Consider the following 23,786-nt stretch of genomic DNA (forward strand, 5'->3'; position numbering starts at 1 on the left):
GCATTTTCGATTGATTTTACATTTGACGGCATATTAGGAGACGCAAACTGTAAATAGCGCATTACAAGACAGGATACAGCATCTGCGGTTTATTGTATAAATATTGCTTGTTTTTAGAAGGAGGCGCAAGGAATATACGTTCCCTGCGCCTCCATATTGTGAGTTTACGCCCTGCGTGATGCTGTATCTGTCTTGTTTGCTTTTCGGCGACGCATGCAAACAATTGATGCCGCAAGAGTTACCGCAGACACAAGCGCCATAACAATACCCGTTATAAGCAAGGCTGCGTTCATAGGATTATCTCCCGTTTTAGCCAGAGAAGTGCCCGCAGCTAATACGTTTTGTGCGGGAAGCTTAGTAGGCACACGTACATATTTCGTAACGGTATTAGTGTTAGGCTTAGTAGGACTTGTGGGCTCAACACCTCCGGGTTCATTATCACTTGGATTCGTTGGACCGGCGGGCGCATTAGATGCAAGCTTATAAACTATATCTGCGCGCTTTAGAGCGCCAGTGTCTGTATCGCGCGTGTCTACTCTACTTGCCAGTATGTAATCTCCAACATGTTCAGGTGTATCTGCTATGGCATATGAATAGATACTTTTAGCGCCAGCATTGTATTTAGGAAGCTCTATGAAAGCATCTTGTGTGTTTTCCCCTGCATTTACTTCCACAAAATCCATCTCATCTTCGCCTGCTTGTTTAGAAAGAGACACACGAAGAGGCGAAGTGTCTTTATCCGAGCTACCTTCCCACTTCACACTGTATTCCACTTGCGTGAGATGCAGCGTGTGATTAAACGCAGGATACATGGCTTTTGATTTCTCTGTTTCTATATCAGGAGATACTGTACATGAAATAGATGAAGCCCTATCCGCTTTCACGCTCTCATGCATTGGATCTATTACAGATGCAAGCCATGTACTTTGTGCATCTATACCCTCTATGGTGGCACTTTGATCGGGCGCTAGGTAAAGCACTCCGTCTTCTGTAAGATGTACGCCGTCCACATCTCCTGCAGTTGTACCGTTTGCGGCACGCAAAGTGCCATCATCTGCAATGCGCACTTCGCATTCAAGCACAGTACCTGATAAGTCTTTAACCTTTAAGGCGTAGGTTCGCGCATCATCTGACGCATCAATATGTATTACATACGGAAAAAGCGCATCTTTTGCAAACTCGGGAAGTGAAGTGTCATCAGAGTAGTCGCGCTGGGCGCAAAGCATGTTTGTTATAGAAATCTTGCCCGTAGTATGCGTCTCTGCTTCCTCGCTTGTAAGTATCAAATTTTGGAAAGGCAGATACAGGGCAACAGATTCACCTTCAGGTATTACGCCTTCAAAGATGCCGCTATATCCACTTACTTGGTTTTCTGTTATGTGCAAGGCTCTGTCAGATGTATCACTACCATCTGTAAGGTGCTGTATGACCGAATATGTAATGCCACTTGGAAGACTCGGAAAGTGCGCATAGTCGCCACAGCGCAGATAAACCATAAGCTCTACCGTGTTTGCACTAGAGTTATACGCGGGCTCTGTGCTGTAAGAAGAGCCTAGCGGGATATCTTCTTCTGCAGCCCTAGATACGGGAAGTGGCTTGTTTGTTTTTGGCTCTTGTTCACTAGCTGCAGCAGAAGATGTGCTAGAAGACGAGCTAGCAGCAGAGGATGAAGCGGAAGACGAATCAGCGGACAAACTAGCAGAAGATGAGCTGCCAGAGGCGCTAGCAGAAGATCTCTCAGAAGAGCTGTCAGATGTAGAAGCTGCATCCACAGAAGAAGATTCTGCCTTATCAGCCGTGTCACTTTCGGGTGTTTCATTCTGCTTTGTCTGTTGTTCATCCTCTAGTGGTTCACTAACACAAGGAAGCGAACGAACCTCAGATGCAACCGCTTCAACACTTCTGGCGGCATTCTGCTCAACTACATCTTTGTCGCTATCATCTCGCGCATATATATCTGGAATGAAACTAGCTTTATCATATATGTAACCTTCAGGCGCACTATCAAGTTCAAATTTGATGGAGTATGTATACGTGCGCTCAATATCTCCCTCATTTTTTATGTGCACCTGCGCGCCTTCTGTATTGATAAGTTCAGTATGCATTAGAAGTCCGCCTGTTACGTCAGACGGAATTACAGGCGCAACCGGCGCATCAGGGGCTTGCACAACATCGCGGTTATTAACCACATCTAGGCGCGTTGCAGATAAGGTTGAAGGCACCATTAAGCAAAGCGACACAACAAGACACACCGCACTTACAACCAGTGTTTTTACTCTGAAAAGCTTGTGTGTCTGTTTGTTTTTAATGCGGTTGGTACGCATGTCTCTCATCCTTTTCTGCATCGTCTTTAACTATGTTGGACTGAAGGTACTTAATGCCCTAGATAATGCCCTAGACATCCTCTGTAAGGGATTTCAGCATGTCATATATATCTTTTGAGCACGGCATAGTGGCTTGCTCGTCAAAGTAGTAATTGCCATCCGCGCCTATACAGGGTTCATCTACCTCTGCCCATGCGCCCTCTACATTCAGGTTGTAATCCCAACCACCTGAATAGCTCACATGTGCACTGTCGATAAGAAGTCCAGTTACTTCTTCTGGTTGAAGCAGCGCTGCCCAGTAGTAATAGCCATCCTTGTCATATACCCATACATTGGTCGGAGCACTACCACTCTCACATGCCTTTTTATAATCAGAAATAGTCATTACAGAAGACTCAGGAATGGCGCGGGCACTATGTTCAACCCACATACCTTCCGTACCGTCATAGAGTGTCTCTTTTGCACGCAACTTATCTCCCGCTTTCCAAGATGCATAGTCAACGAACGCTTGCTCATATGTTCCGCGTACATCGTTTGCGCTACTTTGCAGGTTCTTGTTAAAAGTTGGCATATAGTAGGCACCACTGCCGCCAAATGCTATGTCTACCTTACCTTTTGCGTATGTACCATCTGCTCTATATTCAAGCGGTGTGTCTGGCTCTATATCTTGTACTGTCTGACTTGTGGAATACCTCTTAGTAGATAGCTCGTGACTAAGTTTTACACGCACAAGAACAGGCTGCGCTTCTTTGTCTCCATCATCCGATGCATAGTTTTCGAAGTATACGTTTTTATCTCCGTCAGATTTAAAGCCTGAGAAATCGTCATGTAGACGAGCGCCTGTGATGGTGTTCATATTTCCATCGGTGTTAGAAGTGGTGGCACACTCTACAACAACACTAACTTCAATCTCGCCTGTTGCGCCATTAAATGTAGCTTCATCGCCGTTATATTTCTTGCCATCAATTACAAAAGTGGGACCAAAAACGGTAATTCCAGAAGATGTAATCTTGCCACCGCTTGTAAGGTTAAGTGTATGGCTTCCACTTGCGTTATACATCTTCAGTGTTACCCCTACAGGAATATCTATATCACTTGAACTTGCGCATTGCCCTAGAATCTCAACTGTATCTCCCGGATGTGCAGCACTTATAGCCTCACTAAGAGAATCGTAAGGGATACTATTAATAAGCGCATATGTAAGACGATTGGGATAGCTTACAGATACTTCTGCAATACGATTAGCACACGCTGCATCTGCGGCAGAAAACGCACCAGTATAGGAAGTGTCAGACACACTAAATGAATCCCTACCATCTGCCAATATAAGCATGTCTTGATATTCAGTAAGAATTGATTGCGCTATACAGGCAGATACTAAGTAATTACCTTTGGAATTAACATGCGTAGAGTCGCTTAAAAATGCAAAATCGTTACCATTGCCTAGATAGGTTTGCCCTGCATCACGTATTACAGTACATCCGGGTATAACAAAATCTACCACTCCAGCCTGTTCAACCGCTTCAACGCAAGCTTTAGAGTTCTCATAGCACTCATCCACTGTACCTGAATAACCATCTCTTGCACCGATACCCATATTGGGCTTTTTGCTTGCACTCTCTTTATCAACCCAATCAGCAAACCATGCAATCTTAGCTCCCGGTTGGCGAGAACTATCATGTAAAAGGTCTACAACTCTCTGCAGTCCATTCTTAAACTCATCCGGCGTACACTGAGAAGCCGACTCCATCCAATCTTGCACAACAATTACATCCCATGCATCTTTTGCTTGAAGTTTTGCAACGTAATTAGCTCCGCAAGCATTAATACCCGTTATGTGATTTATCTGCGTACAACGAGAATGATATGCGTTTGTCTTAAAAAGCCCATGTCCACCAGCTGAGTTTCCAGCAAGCTCAATTTTTATATTTGTATCTAACCCAACCGACCTGAGGCTACTACATAGCGCTTGATCAGATGAGGTATTCAAAAATGTATGGCTATTACCAATCCTTAATACACGTAATTCCTCAAGCTTTAACTGTATGTTGGGATGCGATTCAGCATATCTACCTGCACAAGAATTCATATGGGCATACATTTCGAATTGTCTATTCTGCGGAAATGCATCATCTGCAATGTTTGTTACAGAATCAGGTACTTTGATGGTATTTAGATTCGTACAGTCCTTAAAAATGTTTGATGATATAGATGTAACACCATCGCTTACAACAATGTCAGTAATACTTAAGTTCGCAATATCGCTATACCATTGAGCTTCAAAACTTGAGCCCTGAATGCTAGGCATACCGCCTGTACCAGATATACTCAAAGTACATTTATTGCTGTTGCTATTAACAACACTATAAGTAAGCGACGAATTAGGAATATATCCTGATTTTGCAGTATCTGCAAATGCCACAAAAGGCACTAGCAGCATTACTGCAAGCAAAAGCATTATGAACTTAATTGCAATACTTTTTATATCCTTTATAGCTGTCATCGCTTACCTTTATCTTTCCATATTTACTAACTAATCAATCTTTAAATAATGAACAGGCTGTTAAATTATTCTTTTAAGAAAAGTTATTGTGGTGGGGCAGCGATATAAAAATTGGACTATTCGCTACCCCAACATTTATTTCTAATACGAAGTTCAATTTGCGATAAATCATTAGAGATTTATGCCGTTATTGACAAATTACTCTAATACCGAATGACAAACATGGGTAAAGCGCATATCGGCCATGTATGACTCGGAGAAGAGTTAGTCATCCACTCTACATCTGAATCCGTAGGATCCAAGTATACAATGCTTATACCGTTGAGAGGTTGACCCTCCTCTAGACTCATCCAGCTAGCCGAACTAACAAGTAACGAAGTATTTGCATTAAAATTAGAAAAAAGATTTTTCACAATTGCTTCGCCGGTTAACATCTCAGATGGCATATTAAGCCCAGTAGAGTTTGCAAATGTAGGACCTACTATAGAGCTTATAAAAGTATCGTCCGTATCCCCAAGCGTCGGTAGTGTAATCTTCTGCTTTACGATTGTGTTGTCACCACTGTTTCCAGAATTGTTATATGCATAATCTTTCGCAACAGCACAGCTAGCAATAGTTGGTTTATTGGCAAGCCATCCATCTGTTTCGGCACTGTTAATATAGGCGTTTACCCATGTCTTATCGAAAGATACACCATCCTCTATTGGTTTCGCTGTTGTATCTATGTCAACCTTATTCTCTTGCGAAGTTAAAAGCACAGCCTCACGGGTTTTTTCATTGCGACCGATAATCGTGAATTTGGTATCATCAATAGTAACCTCGCCTGACCCAATTTCAGCAGTAGCAATTGCAGCACTCTGGGTTGCGTTTATACGACCGAGCGATTTAGCAAGCATGTTGTAGATACCCTCAGACATCGGCATTATGGCATCTTTGTCAAAGTAATATTGACCCTCTTTCACACAGGGCTCATTTATGTCTGCATAGGTACCCTGAACATCAATGGTATACGTCCAGCCACCAGTAGAATTTACAACAGCATCGTTGATGAGAAGACCAGTAACTTTCCCCGGATTAAGGGGTTCAGACCAGTAGTAGTAGCCATTCGCACTGTCTGCGTCATATACCCAAGCTGCAGGAAGGGAAGGATTAGCTGCTTTGGCAGTTTCCCAATCAGCAACTGAAGCATAAACTTGGCAATCAGGAATAGCTTTAGCCTTGTGCTCAGTAGCTGCAATAGTATTGCCGTTATAGTCTTTTCCGGCTTCACTTATTGCCTCTTCATTTGCCCAGTCTTTGTAGTTGGCGGGGTTGTTGTTTATACTTCTGACATCATTTGCAGGGTCATTAATTTGCTTGTTAAAGGTTGGCATATAGTACTCGCCACTACCACCCATTGTGACTGTAATATTATTTGCTGCATAATTTGGAGTAAGTGCAGAGCCAGCCGCTACAACCTCAGTAGATGTTGTTTTATCTCTGGTTGTATATTCATGAGTCAGCTTCACGCGGACCAATACAGGATTTGCAGCGATTGTGTCGCTTTCTTCTGCAAAGTTTTCAAAGTAGACATTCTTGTCGTGTTTGCCTTCTTCATTTTTAAAACCCGCAAAGTCATCATGCAGACGAGCTCCTGTATAGGATGCAAGTTCGTTTTCATCAACATTAGATGTAGTAGCGCCCACTACAGCAGCAAAGGTAGCAGGTACACCAATAGCAAGTGCAAGTGTTACAGCCAAACCTGCTGTTAGCGCCTTCTTTCCCTTCCCCTTTTGCTTAGGCTCTGTTACTGTCGTATAAGACATTTTTAGAGCTCCTTTCTCTCATATAGTCTCTAGAAACTTGTCTAACTTTGCACGCAGGGGTGTCTTCACCGCCCTTGCGTGCGCCCCTAAATTTCTTCGCTATCTAATTGCACCACCTCCCTTCAGAGGCATATACGCCTGATATGCATCTTTGCGTGTTCTAGCTTTTCTATCTGTTATGCAAGAAATAGCAAAAACTAATAGAGCGACGGATATAACCCACCCAACACCAACCATCCACCACTCCCTTACAAGCTGTATTACTGCTCCGGCTATTGCACTTGATGCCACAACTTTGCCCACTATGTTTTCAGGGGATACTAGTATTTCATCAGGTGTTTGATTCATAACACCCTGCGTTCTAAACACTCGTTTGATGGGATCAGTTTCGTCTGCGTAAACATCTACTATGCGATGGGTAATAGATGTGCCTGTTGCAGTTAGATATGTAATGTCGTCGCCTTCACGAAGACTTGTTGGATCTGTTGTGTGTGTTATGACAAGCGTGCCTTTAGGATAAACGCTCTCCATTGAAGAAGATGCCACTATTGCAGCTGAGTACCCCGCAAAACTTATAGGTGTGCCACCAGATGCAAATATTTTCGCCCCCACAATAGCCGCGCACACCAATACAAGGCACACTACAAATACGATATTTGAGGCGACATGGCGCTTTTTTGCTGGGGGCTTATTTGCGGTAGTATATGATTGAACCACCCCGTGTTTAGGATAGCGGCGCGCGCCCTCAGGGAAATAAGCATCGGGATAAGCAGGATTGCTAAGACTTTTTGTCACATAAAAGCTAGCAGGGACAGAACCTGCGATTTGGTGCCGGGCGCCGCCGCTTTGCCCTACCCCACGGGACGGTTGGGGTGGGTAAGCGGAATTTGCCGCATGCGGAACCATACCGTACATATGTCCGCATACAGCATCCTTAGATGAAACATATTCTGTTTTCGTAAGGGTTTCCTTAGAGTTTATGTTCCCTTTCGGGAAAAACCCTAAATCAGTGAACCCCCCCCCTCAATCTTTTTTCCGTTTGGGGAGGAAGCCTCGGCAGGACTGGCGACAAAAATGAATTCATCCATAAATGCAGAAGGAACAGTTATGCACTCTGGAACACTTGCAGAAGGCATCTGCTGTATTTTTGCATTACGTAGAACCATCTTTGACAAAACACTCTCTTGTTTCTTAAAAGTGCCAATCGAACAGATTGCATTAAACCACGCATTAACCTATTCGCAAACCCGCGACTCGCCAATACTTGCTTTTCTCCACAAATCGAACATCGAAGCAACTTCTCAGCAACTTCTAGACTTAACTGCAACCTAACTGCAATTCTTCCTAGAGTAACTGCAAAAGGTTGCGCCTAACTTGAAGGACGATTAAGCACTTACAGCCCAAAGAACCAATTGCATAACGTGCAAATACAAGCTTGCAGAAAGTTTTTTACGGAAAAGTGGTCAAAACTTCCAGCTTTCCACTGTGAAAAGCACAGAATAGCGCCTATAGATGCACCATCAAATACTGTTTGCCCAGTGTTCTCCACAATTCAAGCTACCTTCATGGCAATCCGACCGTGGAAAGTCGGAAGTTTTGACCACTTTTGCCAATTTATTTCTCTCGCTACGTATTTCTGTTAAGCCGCTTTCCGTTTGCTTGCCCGAGATGCGCCTGTTTCAACAATGCATAGCAAACGCTGCTTGCACGCCACCGGCGGAAAGCGCATCTTTTACGATGCGCACCGAATCATATTGCTCCAATCTATGGTTTCGAACATGGTCGAAACTGTGAAACAATTTGGTGATTGTTTCTATTGCAGTCGAAACCCTGCGGTGAAAACAAACATTTCAGTGCGCGGTAACTTCGCAACTTGGCTGCAATTCTTAGGAAGATATAACAAGAATGCGCTCTATGCGTTTATTGATTAATTGCTTTATATATGGGATGCGCTGTTCCAATGCGGGGTTTAGTGCAAAAATTTGCTCTACTTCCTCGGCACTTATAAAAACTTCACAAAGAGACACAGTTAGTAACATTGAAAGTAAGCGCAGACAGGTACAACTATCGCATTACGCGGCGGATAACACCTATTCTTTCTTCCACTTCATCAACAACAGTTTTTATGCGACGCTCGGGGATATTAGGATTCTTAGACAGTATTTCATGCAAGCTATCAGTGTATCCGTCTAGCGCATCAGAGGTAAACCAATCAAAATAGCCATCGAATAGACGAACCTGATCTATTGGTTTCATGCCCCCATACTTAAAGGGCTTTGCCTTGTACAGAAAATCTGCCGGGACTTCCAATAGTTCAACATTAGACCACAAGCAAGAACCGGTATCGAACACCGGAGCCAAGCGCGTAACCTCCAGCGTTTCAACATTGCGAATTATTCCAAAATTACGGTAATGCCGATCGCGATTCGCCAATATATAATCGCACACAAACATCTTAGCTAGTTGCGTCATAACCTCGTGCGCATCTAACCCTAAATCGACACAACGCTTAACGTAAAATTGCAGTTCAGACAGGTTATTCGGCTGTTTCACATTGCGAATTACATCCCACGCAGCTATAAGTTCTTCATCGGGTTCTAGCATGTTTTCGCAAGCTGAATACACGCGCCGTCCATCTTCAAAAAGCGTATACGGCAAATATTCACCTGCATTCATTAGACGCGAATGCAATTCCGTTGCAGCAACTTCGTTGTAGGGCTCTTGGTTAACGAAACCAACACCGGCTTTCAGCAAAATGCGCTTACCGCCAACTATCTTCCATTTCTTCAGAAGATCGCCGCCTAGCGTGCTGTTCGGCGAAGATAAGTTAATGTTTGCATAGTCCGGAGCATCAGGAGACGACCCAGACGAGTCTTGCCCCAAGGTTAGAAAACCCAAATCGTCAGTAAAATCGTTATCGAAAAAGTTAATCTCTTCCCAAGTTTTAGGATCGTCTTCATTGTTCAGCCAATAGCGATCCGACAGCGACAAGCCGAAACTTTTCTCCGCAAGCACCAGTGTGCTTGCAAGATTTAAATTTTCCAATAACCTATCTATCTGAGCGCGAGAAGCCGGTATAGCACGCGCAGCCCACCAATAATTTATTTCGCTTTTGGTTATTTCGCCACGCCTATCATGTATACCTATCGGAGCCGCTTCTAAACATTCGGTTCTGGTTATGCGCGTAGCCTTATGCTGTTCCATATCGTACTCAAACGCCAGCACAGGCGTGTTTTTATTCATAAGAATATAATTTGCTAGACCCATAACCAATTCACCCCGCTCTGCATACCGGAAGCATTTCAATCTCGATTATAGAGGATACAGACAGAAAATATGAAGAGGGTCTAGGCACATTACCCAGACCCTCTAAAAACAGGCTCAATTCAAGCGGTTAGACCCACTTAACTCAGAGGCTATTTCCCCTCGTCTACATATCGAATCTGGCGTTCGTACCACTCTAAGCGATCGCGGCTAGACTCTAGTTCCGCCTTATCCTGCGCAGATTCATGCACAGCCTCTAATTCCTTGATGTGCTCACGCATTTCATCGGCACGAGCCGCCATAGACTCGCGGTCGATATCTTTCACGTTCTTACCGAAACGTCCGAGCACCGTCAAGATGCCGTTATACATCTGCGTAGCACCTTCGCTTATCAGGAATTCTTCCTTCTGCGAACCAGCTTCGTCAAGATTCAGCGTACAGATGCCGGATTTGCTGTTCAGCGCTACCAACAGTTCGTGACCAGCTAAAACGCCATACGAACCTTCGCAACCCGGAACGGATGCGTAATATACGCTGTCATCGAACAGCTTGCGCGTAGGCGTGGCTACGACACAATGGAACGTGGAAGCCATTTATGCCTCTTCCTTCATCTTCTCGTAAGCTTCGTAAACATCCTCAATGGGACCCTTGTTCTGGAAGCACTGCTCGGGAATGTGGTCGCACTTGCCATCAAGAATTTCAGCGAATGAACGTACTGTATCTTCAACTGGCACATAAACGCCCGGTACACCAGTAAATACCTCGGCTACATGGAACGGCTGACCCAAGAACTTCTGGATCTTACGTGCACGGTTAACCGTTAGCTTCTGGTCTTCAGACAACTCGTCCATACCAAGAATGGCAATAATGTCTTGCAGGTCTTTGTATTCCTGCAAAATCTGCTGCACGCCCACAGCTACGCGATAGTGCTCATCGCCGACAATTTCAGGATCTAGTGCACGGCTGGTAGATTCCAGCGGGTCAACCGCAGGATAAATGCCCAGCTCGGCGATAGAACGCGAAAGAACCGTCTTAGCATCCAAGTGAGTAAACGTGGTAGCAGGTGCGGGGTCGGTAAGGTCGTCAGCAGGAACGTAAACAGCCTGAACCGAAGTAATGGAACCGGTTGTTGTAGAGCAAATGCGCTCCTGTAGGTCGCCCATTTCGGTTGCCAATGTAGGCTGATAACCTACAGCTGAAGGCATACGACCAAGCAGAGCCGACACCTCAGAACCAGCTTGGGTAAAGCGGAAGATGTTGTCAATAAACAACAACACATCCTGACCCTGATCGCGGAAGTATTCCGCCTCGGTCAAACCTGCCAGACCGACGCGCAGACGTGCTCCGGGAGGCTCGTTCATCTGACCGTACACAAGGCAAGTCTTGTTAATAACGCCAGACTCTTCCATCTCTAAGTAAAGGTCGGTACCCTCACGAGTACGCTCACCTACGCCGGTGAACACCGAAGTGCCGCCGTGCTCCTGAGCCAAGTTGTTAATTAGCTCTTGGATAGTAACTGTTTTACCTACACCAGCACCACCGAACAGACCGGTCTTACCACCCTTTACATAGGGCTCGATAAGGTCAACAACCTTAATACCGGTTTCGAACGTTTCCGTCGAAGTAATAAGGGTGTCGAACGGGGGCGCCGGATGGTGGATAGGCATCCATTCCACATCGGTTGGCATAGGCTTGCCATCTACCGGCTCACCCATAACATTCCAAATGCGTCCCAATGTCGATTGCCCAACGGGCATCGTAAGCGGCGAACCTGTGTCAACGGCTTCAACGCCGCGAACAAGGCCGTCTGTAGAAGTCATAGCAACAGTACGCACAATGTCGCCCGGAAGCTGGGTTTGCACTTCAAGTACAGTGCTGAACTCGCCGGCGGGCGTGGTCGCATTCACGGTAAGAGCATTGTAGATAGACGGCATAGCGTCTGGCGGAAACTCAACATCTACAACAGCGCCAACTACGCGAACAATACGTCCGGTTGCACCCGTTGTCTGACTCCTTTCTTGATAAGTAGTATCAGCCATTTATTCCTCCAAAGCTGCAGCGCCACCAACGATCTCGGTGATCTCGGTTGTAATAGCGCCTTGACGTACACGGTTGTATACACGAGTCAAAGTAGCGACCATTTCATTGGCATTATCCGTCGCCGACTTCATAGCATTTCTACGAGCGCCTTGCTCACCAGCCGCCGAGTCCAACAGCGCAAAGTTCACTGAGTTGCGAATATAGCGCATCATCAGCCAATGCATAACGGTTGAAGCGTCAGGTTCATAATCAACATCACCCGGCGGAAACTCGTCTGAAGGCTCGCGGAACTGCATGAAGATATCTTCTTCTGCCTTCACAAGACCTAATATTTCAGCATAGCTCTCGCGGCTAATCGGAAGAACCTGCTGCATAACAAGCGTTTGCTCGGCTGCGTTCTTTGCGTGGTTGAAGACAACGTAGACTTCATCTAACGGATCTTCATCCTGAGCGTATTGCGGAGCGATGTATTTCGAAATCTCCACCGACTCCTCATACGATGGGTCGGCTGACAAGCCAGCAAATTCAAACACAGGCTTCACACCGCGATAGCCGAAATACCCGATGGCTTTTTTGCCGCAAGCGGCAACTTCCACCTTCATGCCAGCGGCTTCTTTCTCGTGGATTAGCCCATCGGCGGCGCGCAACACTGTGCTGTTAAAACCACCTGCAAGACCGCGGTCTGATGTTACAACCACCACAAGAGCACGCTTAGCATTGTCATGAACGCGCAATAACGGCTCAGAATCGATAGGTGCATGCGGCGCTGTGGATACAAGCATATCCGATACCGCACGAGCCCAAGGAAGTGCACCTTCCATTCGCTCGGTTGACTTGCGGATTTTCGCGGCAGCCACCATTTCCATGGTGCGCGTTATCTGCTTCGTCGATGAGACGGAGTTGATTCGTCTTTCTATGTCGTGAAGGTTTGGCATTTACCTTACCTCCTTTTTACTCCGTCGTCGCGAAGGACTTCTTGAACGCACTTATTGCTGCGTTCAGGTCAGCCTCTATCTGGTCGGTCAGCTTCTTCTCCGTGTTAATAGCATCTATAATGCCCGCATTGTTCAGGCGAATGCTATCTAGCATTTCAGTACGGAAACGCACTACATCAGCAAGCGGCATATCGTCTAGGTAGCCTTTGTTGCCTGCATAGATTGCAATTACTTGCTCAGCTACAGGCATAGGGTTATACCTGCCCTGCTTCAGTATTTCAGTCATATGTGAACCACGAGTCAGCTGGTCTTGCGTAGCCTTATCCAAGTCGCTACCAAACTGGGTAAACGCTTGTAGTTCACGATAGCTTGCCAGATCGAGACGCAATGAACCAGCTACCTGCTTCATAGCCTTAATCTGCGCAGAACCACCAACACGAGAAACCGAAATGCCTACATCAACCGCAGGACGCTGACCTTGGAAGAACAGGTCGGTCTGCAAGAAGATCTGACCGTCGGTAATGGAGATAACGTTCGTCGGAATGTAAGCGGACACGTCACCTGCTTGCGTTTCGATGATAGGAAGTGCAGTCATCGAACCGCCGCCGTTCGCGTCGCTCATCTTCACCGCGCGCTCTAGTAAGCGGCTATGCAGATAGAACACGTCTCCAGGATATGCTTCACGTCCGGGCGGGCGGCGCAGCGTCAGCGACATCTGACGATAAGCAACAGCCTGCTTGGACAGGTCGTCATAAACGATTAGTACGGCGCGACCCGGATTGTCCGGACCAGCCGGTTGACCATTTTCGCCGTTATAGATAAAGAATTCGCCCATTGCAGCACCAGCCATAGGAGCAATGTATTGCAACGGAGCAGAGTCAGACGCATTCGCTGCCACAATAATTGTCTTATCCATAACGCCATGGCGCTCAAGCGTTTCAACAACACCAGCCACAGTAGAAGCCTTCTGACCAATGGCAACATAGATACAGATCATGTCTGTTTCTTTTTGGTTGATGATAGCGTCGATTGCGATAGCGGTCTTACCAGTTTGGCGGTCGCCAATGATAAGTTCGCGCTGACCACGACCAATAGGGATCATCGAGTCGATAGCCAAAATACCTGTCTGCATAGGTTCGTCAACCGGACGACGAGCAGTAACGCCCGGAGCCTTAAACTCTACAGGACGCGTGCCTTCTGCCTGAATTGGACCTTTGCCGTCTATCGGCATACCCAGCGGATTCACAACGCGACCCAGCAGACCTTTGCCCGCAGGAACCTCAACGATGCGGCCGGTAGTACGAACCTGATCGTTTTCCTTGATAGCAGTGACATCGCCAAGAAGAACGGCGCCTACTTCATCTTCTTCGAGGTTTTGAGCCAAACCGTAAACGGTCTTGCCACCTTCCCCGATGAATTCGAGCAATTCGCCAGCCATCGCATCACGCAGGCCGTCTACACGGGCAATTCCGTCACCGACCTGAATGACCGTGCCGACTTCGCGCGACTCCACGCTGACATTCAGCGCGTCGAGCTGCTTGCGCAGAGCTTCGTCGATTGTCTGAGCGGTGATTTCAGTCACTAGCTTTCACCTCCATCTGTTTCCTTTAGTGTGTGACGAGCGCGATTCAGCTGGCTTATCATGCTAGCGTCAATACGCATTCCATTCACACTCATAACTATGCCGCCCAAAATAGACTTGTCGACGCTTTCGTTTAGCATCGCTTCAAGACCAAGGTCGGCCTGAACTTTATCCTTGATAAGTTTGCGCAGATCGTCGTCAAGCGAAACCGCTGTAACCACATCTACCACGCAAAGATTGAGCTCCTGCTTCATAAGCTCAGCGTACATGCGAAATACACGCGGGAGCTCTTCGGCGTCGCCATTTTCCGCCATTATTGATGCAACCTTGCTAAAAGCTATGTTGCAGTCGGCGAATGCAGCCTCGGCCAGTTGGCGGCGCTGCTCTGGAGTGTAATCAGGGTTAGCTAGCGCTAAGGAAAGATCCATATCAGAATACATCAGGGTCTTCACCTGATCCATTTGGTTGCGCACTTCTAACACCGCATCTTTACCGCCAGATGCGTTAGCCGCATTGAACATCGCCTCCGCATAGACGGCGATCTTCTCACGCTGTACGAGACGATTAGTTGCCATTGAAGCTACCTGCCTCTTTGACATAACGCTCTATGATGGCGCGATGCTCGGCATCAGACAAATCTTCACCAATAAGCTTTTGAGCCACATTGATTGATGTGTCAGCTATAGATGCCTGCAGCTCAGCTATTGCAGCCTTCTTCTCGGCTTCAATAGTAATCTTCGCCTTGGCTATCATTTCGGCTGCCTCGGCGCGCGCCTTCTCTTGTATGTCGGCCTTCACAGCTTCGCCTGTAGCACGTGCATCGGCAACTACTTGAGTAGCCTGCACCTTAGCTTCTGCTAGCTGTTCTCTGTACTCTGCCAGCACACGTTCGCTTTCAATCTTCGCTTCTTCGGATTTTTTCAAAGCCTCGCGAATGGTATTCTCGCGCTTTTCTAGCATCCCATTAAACATAGGCCAGCCGAACTTCGCGAGGATTATCCAAAGAAGGATGAACGCCACGAGCATAGGAACGAATTCCATCATGTCGGGGAGAATGGCAGAGATTCCGGCACTTTCAGCCTCTTCGGCACCTTCAGCAGCAAAAGCCAGTATAGGCGTAGCGGCTAGAGCCGCAGAAGCCCCAACTATTGCACTGACTGCCTGTTTCGCTCTTGTTCTCACGTGTCTACCTCCTTCCAGCCTTTAACGGCAAATTGTTTTTTGCCTGAAGGACTAGAGGATGAACGCCAGAACGAAGCCGATAAGCGCCAGCGCCTCAGCAAGAGCAGCGCCGATGATGAAGTTGGTGAACAGACGACCCTGAACCTCGGGCTGACGAGCAGTGCCAACGCAGCAGCCATAGCAAGCGATACCGATGCCAAGACCAGGTCCAATGGCGCCAAGGCCGTAGCCGATGACCTTGAGAGCAGAGAGTACGAGTTCGATTTCCACAGTTTCCTCCTTTTACCGTTTTTGAGCCTGTTTTCCCAAAAACATTTCTTTTTATGATTACCAGCCGGAGAGCCGGATAATCCCTAAACGTAACGCACGTTTTGCGCTAGCCGAATCGTCAAATACACCTAGTTATTAGTGTGCCGAAGTGGCTAGGCTAATATAAACCGAAGTTAGCACGGTAAATACGTATGCTTGCAAGAAAGCCACCAGAGTTTCCAGCGCATACATAACTGTTAGCAGCAAAAACCACGGCACCGATATAACGCCAGTAGCTATATCTATTGACTGGATGCCCGTAGTTAAAAAGATGCCACATGCCAAAGCAAAGATGCCGAGAACCATGTGCCCTGCAAACATGTTGCCATAAAGTCGAACTGCCAACGTGAGCCAGCGAAGCACAAGCGAGATTAGCTCGAAGAACCATATGATGGGCACCATAACCACCGGCAGCCCTGAAGGAGCAATTGATTTTATGTAGCCCCAACCACCATGAGCCCTAATTCCCTGCACATTAAAGTAAATGAAAGAGATGGTTGCAAGAGCCCAAGTGACCGATATGGTTCCTGTAGGTGTTTTGCATCCGGGAATAAGTCCAACAAAGTTAGATATCAGAATAAAAAAGAAAAGTGTCGCTAAAAACGGCACATGCTTTTTGAAGCCATGACCGATAACGCCTTCGCCCATGTCGTTACGCACGAACTGATAGCCATACTCGACAGTATTAATGAACTTATTAGTTGGAATCAGAGTTAGCTTGCGTGCGGCTACTAAAATAACCACAAGCGTGAGAATCCAGCAGATTATCATCCATAAGGTGTACTGAGTAAGACCAAACGTGCCATTTCCGATAACGATAGCGGAATCGAAAGACTCCTTAAGTTCAGGTACGTGTTCCGACAATACTTCGAGAGCGTTCACGCGGACTTCCCTTCTAATCTATCTTCTAAGCATCTGCCACAGAGCAAAGCCAATTGCAGCAGCACTAAGAGCCAATACTTCAGCTAACAAAAATGCAATGCCTCTGTCGTGGTCGTATCCGAAGAACAAAGCTGCAAAAGCGAAAAGAAGCGCAAACGAAACCACTAATCCCAGCATGAGCACAATCATAGAAGCTGCGGTGCCTCCATGCGTCGTGCGCTTGGTTAATTTGAGCCCAATAACTAATGGGACAAATCCCACAAGTCCGGCTAAAACGCCAAGCAAGATTGCTAGAACCATTCACGCTACCTCGTTTGCGTGCCTTGCGCATAAGCGCAACTTGTCTCCAAACGTTACAGAATGATAAACGGATTCGGATAACTACGTTACCTTTCTGAAATAATTAAAGGTGAACGGTGCCACGAATCCCGGTCAAATCGCATGAAATAGGGTGAAGCAGGAAATTCTATTGCGCAATTATGGCAAACTTCATTCTTTTTTTAATCTTGAGGGCGGAATTCACGCATCAAAATTCCCGACTCTTTAAGAAGCTGCATGGCTAGTTCGTCTGGATAAGGATTCTGATAAACAATTTCTTTTATACCGGCATTTATTATCATCTTTGCGCACACGACACAGGGTTGCGTGTTTACATATATACTTGCGCCGTCTATATCGGTGCCGAAGCGAGCCGCCTGTATTATTGCGTTCTGTTCAGCGTGAAGACCACGACATATTTCGTGACGCTGACCTGATGGCACCCCAAGCTGTTGGCGTAAACAGCCAGTTTCAGCACAATGCGCAAGTCCAGAGGGAACGCCGTTGTAGCCTGTAGCCAAAATGCGACGATCTTTCACTATGACCGCACCCACGCCTCTGCGCAAACACGTAGTGCGCGTAGCAACCTGATTTGCAAGAGTCATAAAATATTCGTCCCAGCTAGGACGTGCATCTTGTACTGCGCTGTTCATTTAGTATTCCAATCCGGGATATAAAGGATGTGCTTCCAAAAGAGATTCAGCCCGCTTGTGCACCTGTGCTTTCACCTGTTCGTCGGTAGAATTAAACAATGTAGTTGCGATTAGCGCACCCACTTCGCGAAATTCTGTAGCATTCAGACCGCGTGTGGTAGCAGCCGCGCTGCCTACGCGAATGCCGCTAGTAACAAACGGACTGCGCGTTTCATTGGGAATGGTGTTCTTATTCACGGTGAAGCCAACTGTTTCCAGCAGCTGCTCTGCCTGTTTGCCGGTAACACCAGATGCCGTAAGATCGACTAGACATAGATGATTGTCGGTACCGCCGGACACAAGGCGCAAGCCGCCTTCTATCATGCCGGCGCCCAGTTCGGTGCAATTGCGGACAACGTTTTCCATATACGTCTTATATTCAGGGCGCTGCGCTTCGCCAAAAGCTACAGCCTTGCCAGCAATAACATGCATAAGCGGTCCGCCCTGAGCACCGGGGAACATCGCCTTATCAATTTTCTTCGCTATTTCTTCGCTATTTGACAAAATGAATCCACCGCGAGGTCCGCGCAATGTTTTATGGCTAGTTGACGTTACAACATCGGCATGCGGAACGGGGCTTGGATGCAAACCGGCAGCCACTAATCCTGCGATATGTGCCATGTCTACCATTAGATATGCGCCTACACTGTGCGCTATATCGGCTAAGCGTTCGAAATCTATTATGCGCGGATAAGCGCTTGCGCCGGCTACTATCATCTTTGGGCGCACGTCGTTGGCTTGGCGCTCTAGCGCATCGTAGTCGATCATCTCGGTTTCGGGGCTAACGCCGTAACTGACCATGTTGTATAACAAGCCAGAAAAATTCACTGGACTTCCATGCGTAAGATGCCCGCCATGTTGCAGGCTCATTCCCATAACGGTGCTGCCCGGCTCTACTAGCGCTAGGTATGCGCCAAAATTTGCCTGCGCTCCGGAATGCGGCTGAACGTTGGCGAATGTAGAACCAAATAGTTCGCAAGCCCGCTGGCAAGCTAAGGTTTCGACCATGTCAACTTTTTCGCAACCACCGTAGTAACGCTTTCCGGGATAACCTTCAGCATATTTATTAGTTAAGACGCTGCCCACAGCTTGCATAACAGCCAGACTGGTGAAATTTTCACTAGCGATTAGCTCTATGGTGCCACGTTCGCGCACAAGTTCTTCGCGCAATATGCTTGCTACCTGCGGGTCGGTTTGCTCTAGAGCCTCGATGGGCATTGTCCACTCCTTTGGCTAGTTACTTGCTAGTCTTTGGGTAATTCGCAATTTCGTGAATCTGCCATTTTTTGTTTCGCGAGTTCGCGAGTTTGCGAGTTCGCGAGTTTGCGGTTTTGCGAGTTCGCCATTTCGCGAGTTCGCCATTTCGCGAGTTCGCCATTTCGCCATTTCGCCATTCTAGCTTTCTATACAGTTAATTTTCTGCACACGCCCGGCATGACGACCCTCGCCAAACTGCGTGTTCAAAAATGCATCTAATATGAGCTTATTGGTTTCTATGTCGATAAAACGCCCCGACAGCGCCACTACATTTGCGTCGTTGTGTTCGCGCGCCAGTTCAGCAAATTGCGGATTTATTGCATTTGCCGCCCGTATGCCGTGCACCTTGTTGGCAGCTATTGCCATTCCGATGCCAGTTCCGCACACCAACACGCCGAAACGAGAGCTATCATCAGCCACGCTGCGCGCTACAGCTTCAGCGAAATCGGGGTAGTCTACTCTGTCGTCGTTTTCTGGTCCCAAGTCTGCCACATCGTGACCTTTATCGCGTAGATACTGCGTTAGTTGCTGTTTTTGCTCAAATCCCGCGTGATCGCTTGCAATGCTTATACGCATGATAGCCTTCCGCTCAATTCGTTATGTCTTTGGCTGCACGGCTAGAGTATAGCAGCGCATCGTTAATATCGGCGGCTGTTATGCAGCCTTCTCGGACAATCTTCGGCGTAGCGCTTGTGCAGTCAATCACAGTTGACGCAATGCCGAAAGATTGCAAGTCGGACATGGCATTGGAAAGTCCGGATTGCGAATATGTAGCTTCAACTTTAGCCTTAGAATTGCTGTCTTTGCCTTCGTTTTCGGCAGCAGGGTCTAAAACGCACCCAGCTTGCACTACAAGCTGCGAGTCAACCTGATATACATTTGCGGGCGCTGGATGCCCGGAAACATTTGCCGACGTAGCAGCCAAAGGACCACAAGCCTTTATTAACGAAAGAACCTGCACGCTGTTTGGCATGCGCAAGCCCAGCGTGTGGGAGCTAGGCATAAAAGCCGCAGGTACATGCGAATTTGCGTTCGCTATTAAAGTGAGGGGTCCGGGCCAGAAATGCTTAGCAAGCAAGTGCGCATATTCAGGCACGTCTTCACCGTACTTGCACAGCGCATCAGGCGAGGCAACAAGCCACGATATAGGCTTATTGTAGCTTCTATTCTTCAATTGATATAAAACTTGCGGCGATTGTGCAGCCTGCACCGCAATACCCAAACCAGCCACGGTTTCAGTATTAAACACTAGTGCGCCACCTGTACGAAGGTGAGCAACAGCTTGCGGGAAATTCGCCTTAGTGGTCTGTAGAGCAATACGGCGCATTACGGCAAGTGCCACACGAATACCATCGGTGGCGGCACTAGTTATTCCGCCGGCATAGCCCGCACCTTCTCCGGCGGGAAATAGACCTTCCAAACTAACAGACTGCAAGGTTATCTTATCTCGCAATATTCTTATTGGACTAGAACTGCGCGCTTCAACTGCGGTCATAACCGCATCGGGGTTCGCGAAGCCATGAAGTTTCTTGTCCATTTTCGGAATAGCTTCAGCAATGCTGTCTGCCACGAACTCTGGCAGACATTCGCGAAGATTAGCCCAAACAACACCACGCGAATACGTAGGACGTACAAATGTTTCACGTGAAACATTTTTTATCGAATTTGCGCCATCCAAATCATTTTCAGGAGAAACAATTGCCTGTTCAGAATTATATTTACAAGAGGATAAATTATCCGATGCAGTCTGGGTGGCGCGAAATACCTGTTCAGGATTATGCTCAAATGAGTTATGTACAAATGTTTCACGTGAAACATTTTTTGACAAGGATGTCGCACGTGAATTTGAAGACTTCGACAAAGCTACATTAGAGTCGGCGAGAAACGACCCTACTGTTTGAGCAGGAGCAGAATAAGGCAGCGCTTGATCGGCAGAAGCAGAATAAGGCAGCGCTTGATGGGCGGACGAAGAACAAAGTAGACCTCGGTCAGCAGGAGCAGAATAGGGTGGCACTTGGTCGGCGGGAGCAGAATAAGGTAGCGCTCGGTCGGCTGATACGGCTTCCGAATTTGCCTTTGTAGTCTTTAGCGCCAAATTGTACGCAGCACATTCCAAATTCCGCTGAAAACGAACTCCTTCCATCACGTCTTCGCCCGGAAAGTCGCTTGGATGCACCTCAACCAAAAGTGCGCTGTTTGCATTTTCACCATCGCGCGCATGAGTGCTCATGCCGTTTACGCACACACCACCATTTTCGCTAGCAGCAGCCACAACTTCTCCCCCGGGACACATACAAAACGTGTAAACACCCCGGTCGTCTTTTGTGCGCACCGCTAACTTGTAGTCGGCTGGCGGAAGCGCCGCATGCCCCGCAGCTTTTCCATACTGCGCCTTATTTACAAGTTTTTGCGGGTGCTCTATTCGCACACCAACCGCAAAGGGCTTGCGCTGCATAGCTGCCCCCGCATCTAGCAGCATCTGGAAAGTGTCGCGCGCAGAATGCCCAATGGCTAAAACTATAGAACTAGCACAGCGCTCTTTTTTATTACCGGTTTCTAAATTTAGAAGTTCGGCAGTCCAGCTTGTATAGCCCTCATCTGGGGAAACATTACTCTTGCTGGTAGGGCGTATGCCGATCAACTGCGTGTTGAACAGAAATTCACCACCACTTTGTTGTATAGCGCTGCGAATTCCCTGCACTGTTTTTGGAAGATAGTCGGTCCCAATATGAGGTTTTGCGTCTACCAAAATGTCGTCAGGTGCGCCCGCTAAAACAAATTCGTGCAAGACAGCGCGAATGTAGGGGTCGTTCTTTCCGCATGTAAGTTTGCCGTCGGAAAAAGTGCCGGCACCGCCTTCCCCAAACTGTATATTACTGTTTGTGTTTAAAGCGCCACCCGCGGCAAATTCCTGCACCGTTTTTTCGCGCTGGTCTACAGCTTGTCCGCGCTCTATTACAACAGGGCGCAAGCCGGCGCGAGCAAGCCACAGCGCACAGAAAAGCCCAGCCGGTCCAGCGCCTACTACTAAAGGACGATCTATTTCGGCTTTAGCAAACACATCTGACATATCGGGAATAGGAGGCGGACAAAACGGCTTGAATGCGCGTACAGTTACGCCTTTTGCAGTTTTGTATGGCCATTCAGAAATGCTAGATTCACTGTTGTCAGCCAACGGCGCGGCGAATGCATTCTGCCCCGCATTTTGCACGAATTTAAACGTGCACGAAATAACGTAGTGAACGTTGTTTTTCTTTCTGGCATCTACACTTTTTCGCGCAATACGCAAATCGTGAAGATTAGCTGCATCAACCCCTATGGCGCTAGCAACTTCGCGCCTAAGCAACTTACGCTTGCGCGGCAGCATAGCGTTTAGCGAAACTGGTATATTCGACGCAACATATTTCACTAGCTGCGCACCGCCGAAACGCCAGCTAGTATGCCACTAGCAAATGCCCAATGAAGGTTATAACCGCCGCACGGACCGTCTACATCTATAGCCTCGCCCGTTATGTGTAATTTGCGCACATCTCGCACCTGCATTGTGCACGCATCTATTGCCTCGGGCAAAAACCCACCGCGATGCACTTGGCAGTTTTTTACATCCCCTATGCCTCTATATTCAAGAGTGAATGATTTTAGCTGTTCTGCCAACTTATCAAGCAACGCTAAACTGCATTTGTCTTCCGCGCGAAAGCCAGCACGCCCTAGCACTACATCAGCCACCGATGGCAGCAACATGCCCGACAAAAAATTGCTCCACGAAACGCTGCCAAATGTGTTCGCCAATTCCCGCGCCCGATCGCACAAAAATTGATGTATTTCAGCCTTAGGAATTTCCGGTAGAAAATCAATAGAAATGTTGTCACCCATCTGCGCCAAACGAGACAAGTTAAACATCATTATTCCTGACACACCATATTTACGGAAAAGTAATTCGCCCCGCTCTGTGTGCATAATTTGCCCGCTGCGAATAAGACTGGCGCTGCATCTTACGCGAATATTGTCTAGCGGCTTTGTATATTGCGTATCGGTGGCTATAGGTCCAAGCATGGGTGTAGGCCGCTCGTATGGAATGTTGTGTGCCACTATATTAGACGCGCCGCCTCCGCAAGCCAGCACCACCGCATCGGCGCGTTCAAGCGCCCCACCACGCAGACGCATCGTGAAACGCGCGCCACGCTTGCGCGGTGGCTCCACCGATTCCACAACGCAACCCAAGCGAATTTGGACATCGAATGTTTCCAAAGCGCGCCGCAAAACATCTAGGACTGAAGATGCTTTATTCGCTTTCGGGTACAGCCTGCCATCGTCTTCGCAGCGCCACATAAGACCGTGCGCTTCAAAAAACTTGACCACACCATTATGTGTCAGCGTAGATGAACTAGAAGCAGATGCGGACGAACATCTATCGCCATATAGACTAGCAACACATTGTTCAAAAGCTTCTAGCGCTGCCGAGGCAAAATTGGCACTGTGATATTTGCGCACATCTATGCTGGCATTCGAAAAATTACACCGCCCATTTCCGCTTGCCAAAATTGGACGCCCTATCTTGTCGGTAGCTTCATAAACAACCACCCGCACATGCCGCCCAGTTGCACGCGCACTTTCAACAGCAGCCACCGCAGCCGCTAACCCAGATGCACCCGCCCCTATTATCGATATAACGTATTCCATGTAAAATCATATT

At 47.5% G+C, this 23,786-nt stretch carries 20 protein-coding genes; 1 reads left to right on the forward strand and 19 read right to left on the reverse strand.

Going from position 1 to position 23,786, the window contains the following annotated elements; all coding sequences use genetic code 11:
- Positions 1–164: 164 nt before the first annotated feature.
- The 4 genes from G7Y46_RS03470 to G7Y46_RS03485 all read right to left on the reverse strand — a co-directional run bounded on the left by G7Y46_RS03470 (position 165) and on the right by G7Y46_RS03485 (position 7,427).
- A complete protein-coding gene (locus G7Y46_RS03470; RefSeq protein ID WP_165252518.1) occupies positions 165–2,324 on the reverse strand; it encodes a hypothetical protein in 2,160 nt (719 codons plus the stop codon).
- A 70-nt stretch (positions 2,325–2,394) separates the two neighbouring features.
- Positions 2,395–4,827, reverse strand: coding sequence for a DUF4886 domain-containing protein (locus tag G7Y46_RS03475; RefSeq protein ID WP_165252520.1), 2,433 nt, complete (start codon positions 4,825–4,827; stop codon positions 2,395–2,397).
- Positions 4,828–5,030: 203 nt separating this feature from the next.
- Entirely contained in the window at positions 5,031–6,632 is a 1,602-nt protein-coding gene (locus G7Y46_RS03480) for a hypothetical protein (protein ID WP_165252522.1), read from the reverse strand.
- A 99-nt stretch (positions 6,633–6,731) separates the two neighbouring features.
- A complete protein-coding gene (locus tag G7Y46_RS03485; RefSeq protein WP_165252524.1) occupies positions 6,732–7,427 on the reverse strand; it encodes a signal peptidase I in 696 nt (231 codons plus the stop codon).
- A 312-nt stretch (positions 7,428–7,739) separates the two neighbouring features.
- Between G7Y46_RS03485 and G7Y46_RS03490 the strand changes: the two genes are divergently transcribed.
- Complete coding sequence (locus G7Y46_RS03490; protein WP_165252526.1) at positions 7,740–7,964, forward strand: hypothetical protein; 225 nt, start codon at positions 7,740–7,742, stop codon at positions 7,962–7,964.
- Positions 7,965–8,696: 732 nt separating this feature from the next.
- Here the strand turns inward: G7Y46_RS03490 and G7Y46_RS03495 are convergent.
- The 15 genes from G7Y46_RS03495 to G7Y46_RS03565 form a co-directional block, all read right to left on the reverse strand.
- Positions 8,697–9,899: a hypothetical protein gene (locus tag G7Y46_RS03495; RefSeq protein ID WP_165252528.1), complete on the reverse strand. Its 1,203-nt coding sequence runs from the start codon at positions 9,897–9,899 to the stop codon at positions 8,697–8,699.
- Between the two features lie 149 nt (positions 9,900–10,048).
- Positions 10,049–10,489 carry a F0F1 ATP synthase subunit epsilon gene (locus G7Y46_RS03500; RefSeq protein ID WP_165061292.1) on the reverse strand — a complete coding sequence of 147 codons (441 nt, stop codon included), beginning with the start codon at positions 10,487–10,489 and terminating at the stop codon, positions 10,049–10,051.
- Positions 10,490–11,935 carry a F0F1 ATP synthase subunit beta gene (atpD, locus tag G7Y46_RS03505; RefSeq protein ID WP_165061289.1) on the reverse strand — a complete coding sequence of 482 codons (1,446 nt, stop codon included), beginning with the start codon at positions 11,933–11,935 and terminating at the stop codon, positions 10,490–10,492.
- Positions 11,936–12,871: an ATP synthase F1 subunit gamma gene (gene atpG / locus G7Y46_RS03510; protein ID WP_165252530.1), complete on the reverse strand. Its 936-nt coding sequence runs from the start codon at positions 12,869–12,871 to the stop codon at positions 11,936–11,938.
- Positions 12,872–12,887: 16 nt separating this feature from the next.
- Positions 12,888–14,453 (reverse strand): F0F1 ATP synthase subunit alpha, encoded by a 1,566-nt coding sequence (atpA, locus tag G7Y46_RS03515; protein WP_165061283.1) that lies wholly within the window; start codon positions 14,451–14,453, stop codon positions 12,888–12,890.
- Positions 14,453–15,028 (reverse strand): ATP synthase F1 subunit delta, encoded by a 576-nt coding sequence (gene atpH / locus G7Y46_RS03520; protein ID WP_165061280.1) that lies wholly within the window; start codon positions 15,026–15,028, stop codon positions 14,453–14,455. The genes atpA and atpH overlap by 1 nt, the downstream gene beginning before the upstream one ends.
- Positions 15,018–15,635, reverse strand: coding sequence for a F0F1 ATP synthase subunit B (gene atpF / locus G7Y46_RS03525; protein ID WP_165252532.1), 618 nt, complete (start codon positions 15,633–15,635; stop codon positions 15,018–15,020). The genes atpH and atpF overlap by 11 nt, the downstream gene beginning before the upstream one ends.
- Positions 15,636–15,686: 51 nt before the next feature.
- Positions 15,687–15,905, reverse strand: coding sequence for an ATP synthase F0 subunit C (atpE, locus tag G7Y46_RS03530; RefSeq protein ID WP_165061274.1), 219 nt, complete (start codon positions 15,903–15,905; stop codon positions 15,687–15,689).
- Between the two features lie 135 nt (positions 15,906–16,040).
- A complete protein-coding gene (gene atpB, locus G7Y46_RS03535) occupies positions 16,041–16,826 on the reverse strand; it encodes a F0F1 ATP synthase subunit A (RefSeq protein WP_165061271.1) in 786 nt (261 codons plus the stop codon).
- Positions 16,827–16,844: 18 nt separating this feature from the next.
- The gene (locus tag G7Y46_RS03540) at positions 16,845–17,126 is read right to left on the reverse strand and encodes a hypothetical protein (RefSeq protein WP_165061268.1); all 282 of its coding nucleotides are present in this window, start codon (positions 17,124–17,126) and stop codon (positions 16,845–16,847) included.
- A gap of 200 nt (positions 17,127–17,326) precedes the next feature.
- On the reverse strand, positions 17,327–17,797 hold the full coding sequence (locus tag G7Y46_RS03545) for a cytidine/deoxycytidylate deaminase family protein (protein ID WP_165252534.1): 471 nt from the start codon (positions 17,795–17,797) through the stop codon (positions 17,327–17,329).
- Positions 17,798–19,054: a serine hydroxymethyltransferase gene (gene glyA / locus G7Y46_RS03550; protein ID WP_165252536.1), complete on the reverse strand. Its 1,257-nt coding sequence runs from the start codon at positions 19,052–19,054 to the stop codon at positions 17,798–17,800.
- 177 nt (positions 19,055–19,231) lie between these two features.
- Positions 19,232–19,669 carry a ribose 5-phosphate isomerase B gene (rpiB, locus tag G7Y46_RS03555; RefSeq protein ID WP_165252538.1) on the reverse strand — a complete coding sequence of 146 codons (438 nt, stop codon included), beginning with the start codon at positions 19,667–19,669 and terminating at the stop codon, positions 19,232–19,234.
- Positions 19,670–19,682: 13 nt separating this feature from the next.
- Complete coding sequence (locus G7Y46_RS03560) at positions 19,683–22,502, reverse strand: FAD-dependent protein (RefSeq protein ID WP_165252540.1); 2,820 nt, start codon at positions 22,500–22,502, stop codon at positions 19,683–19,685.
- Positions 22,502–23,773, reverse strand: a complete 1,272-nt coding sequence (locus G7Y46_RS03565; protein ID WP_165252542.1) for an FAD-dependent oxidoreductase — start codon at positions 23,771–23,773, stop codon at positions 22,502–22,504. The genes G7Y46_RS03560 and G7Y46_RS03565 overlap by 1 nt, the downstream gene beginning before the upstream one ends.
- Positions 23,774–23,786: the final 13 nt, after the last annotated feature.

The sequence above is a fragment of the Adlercreutzia sp. ZJ304 genome (assembly GCF_011039075.1).
Classification (GTDB): domain Bacteria; phylum Actinomycetota; class Coriobacteriia; order Coriobacteriales; family Eggerthellaceae; genus Adlercreutzia_A.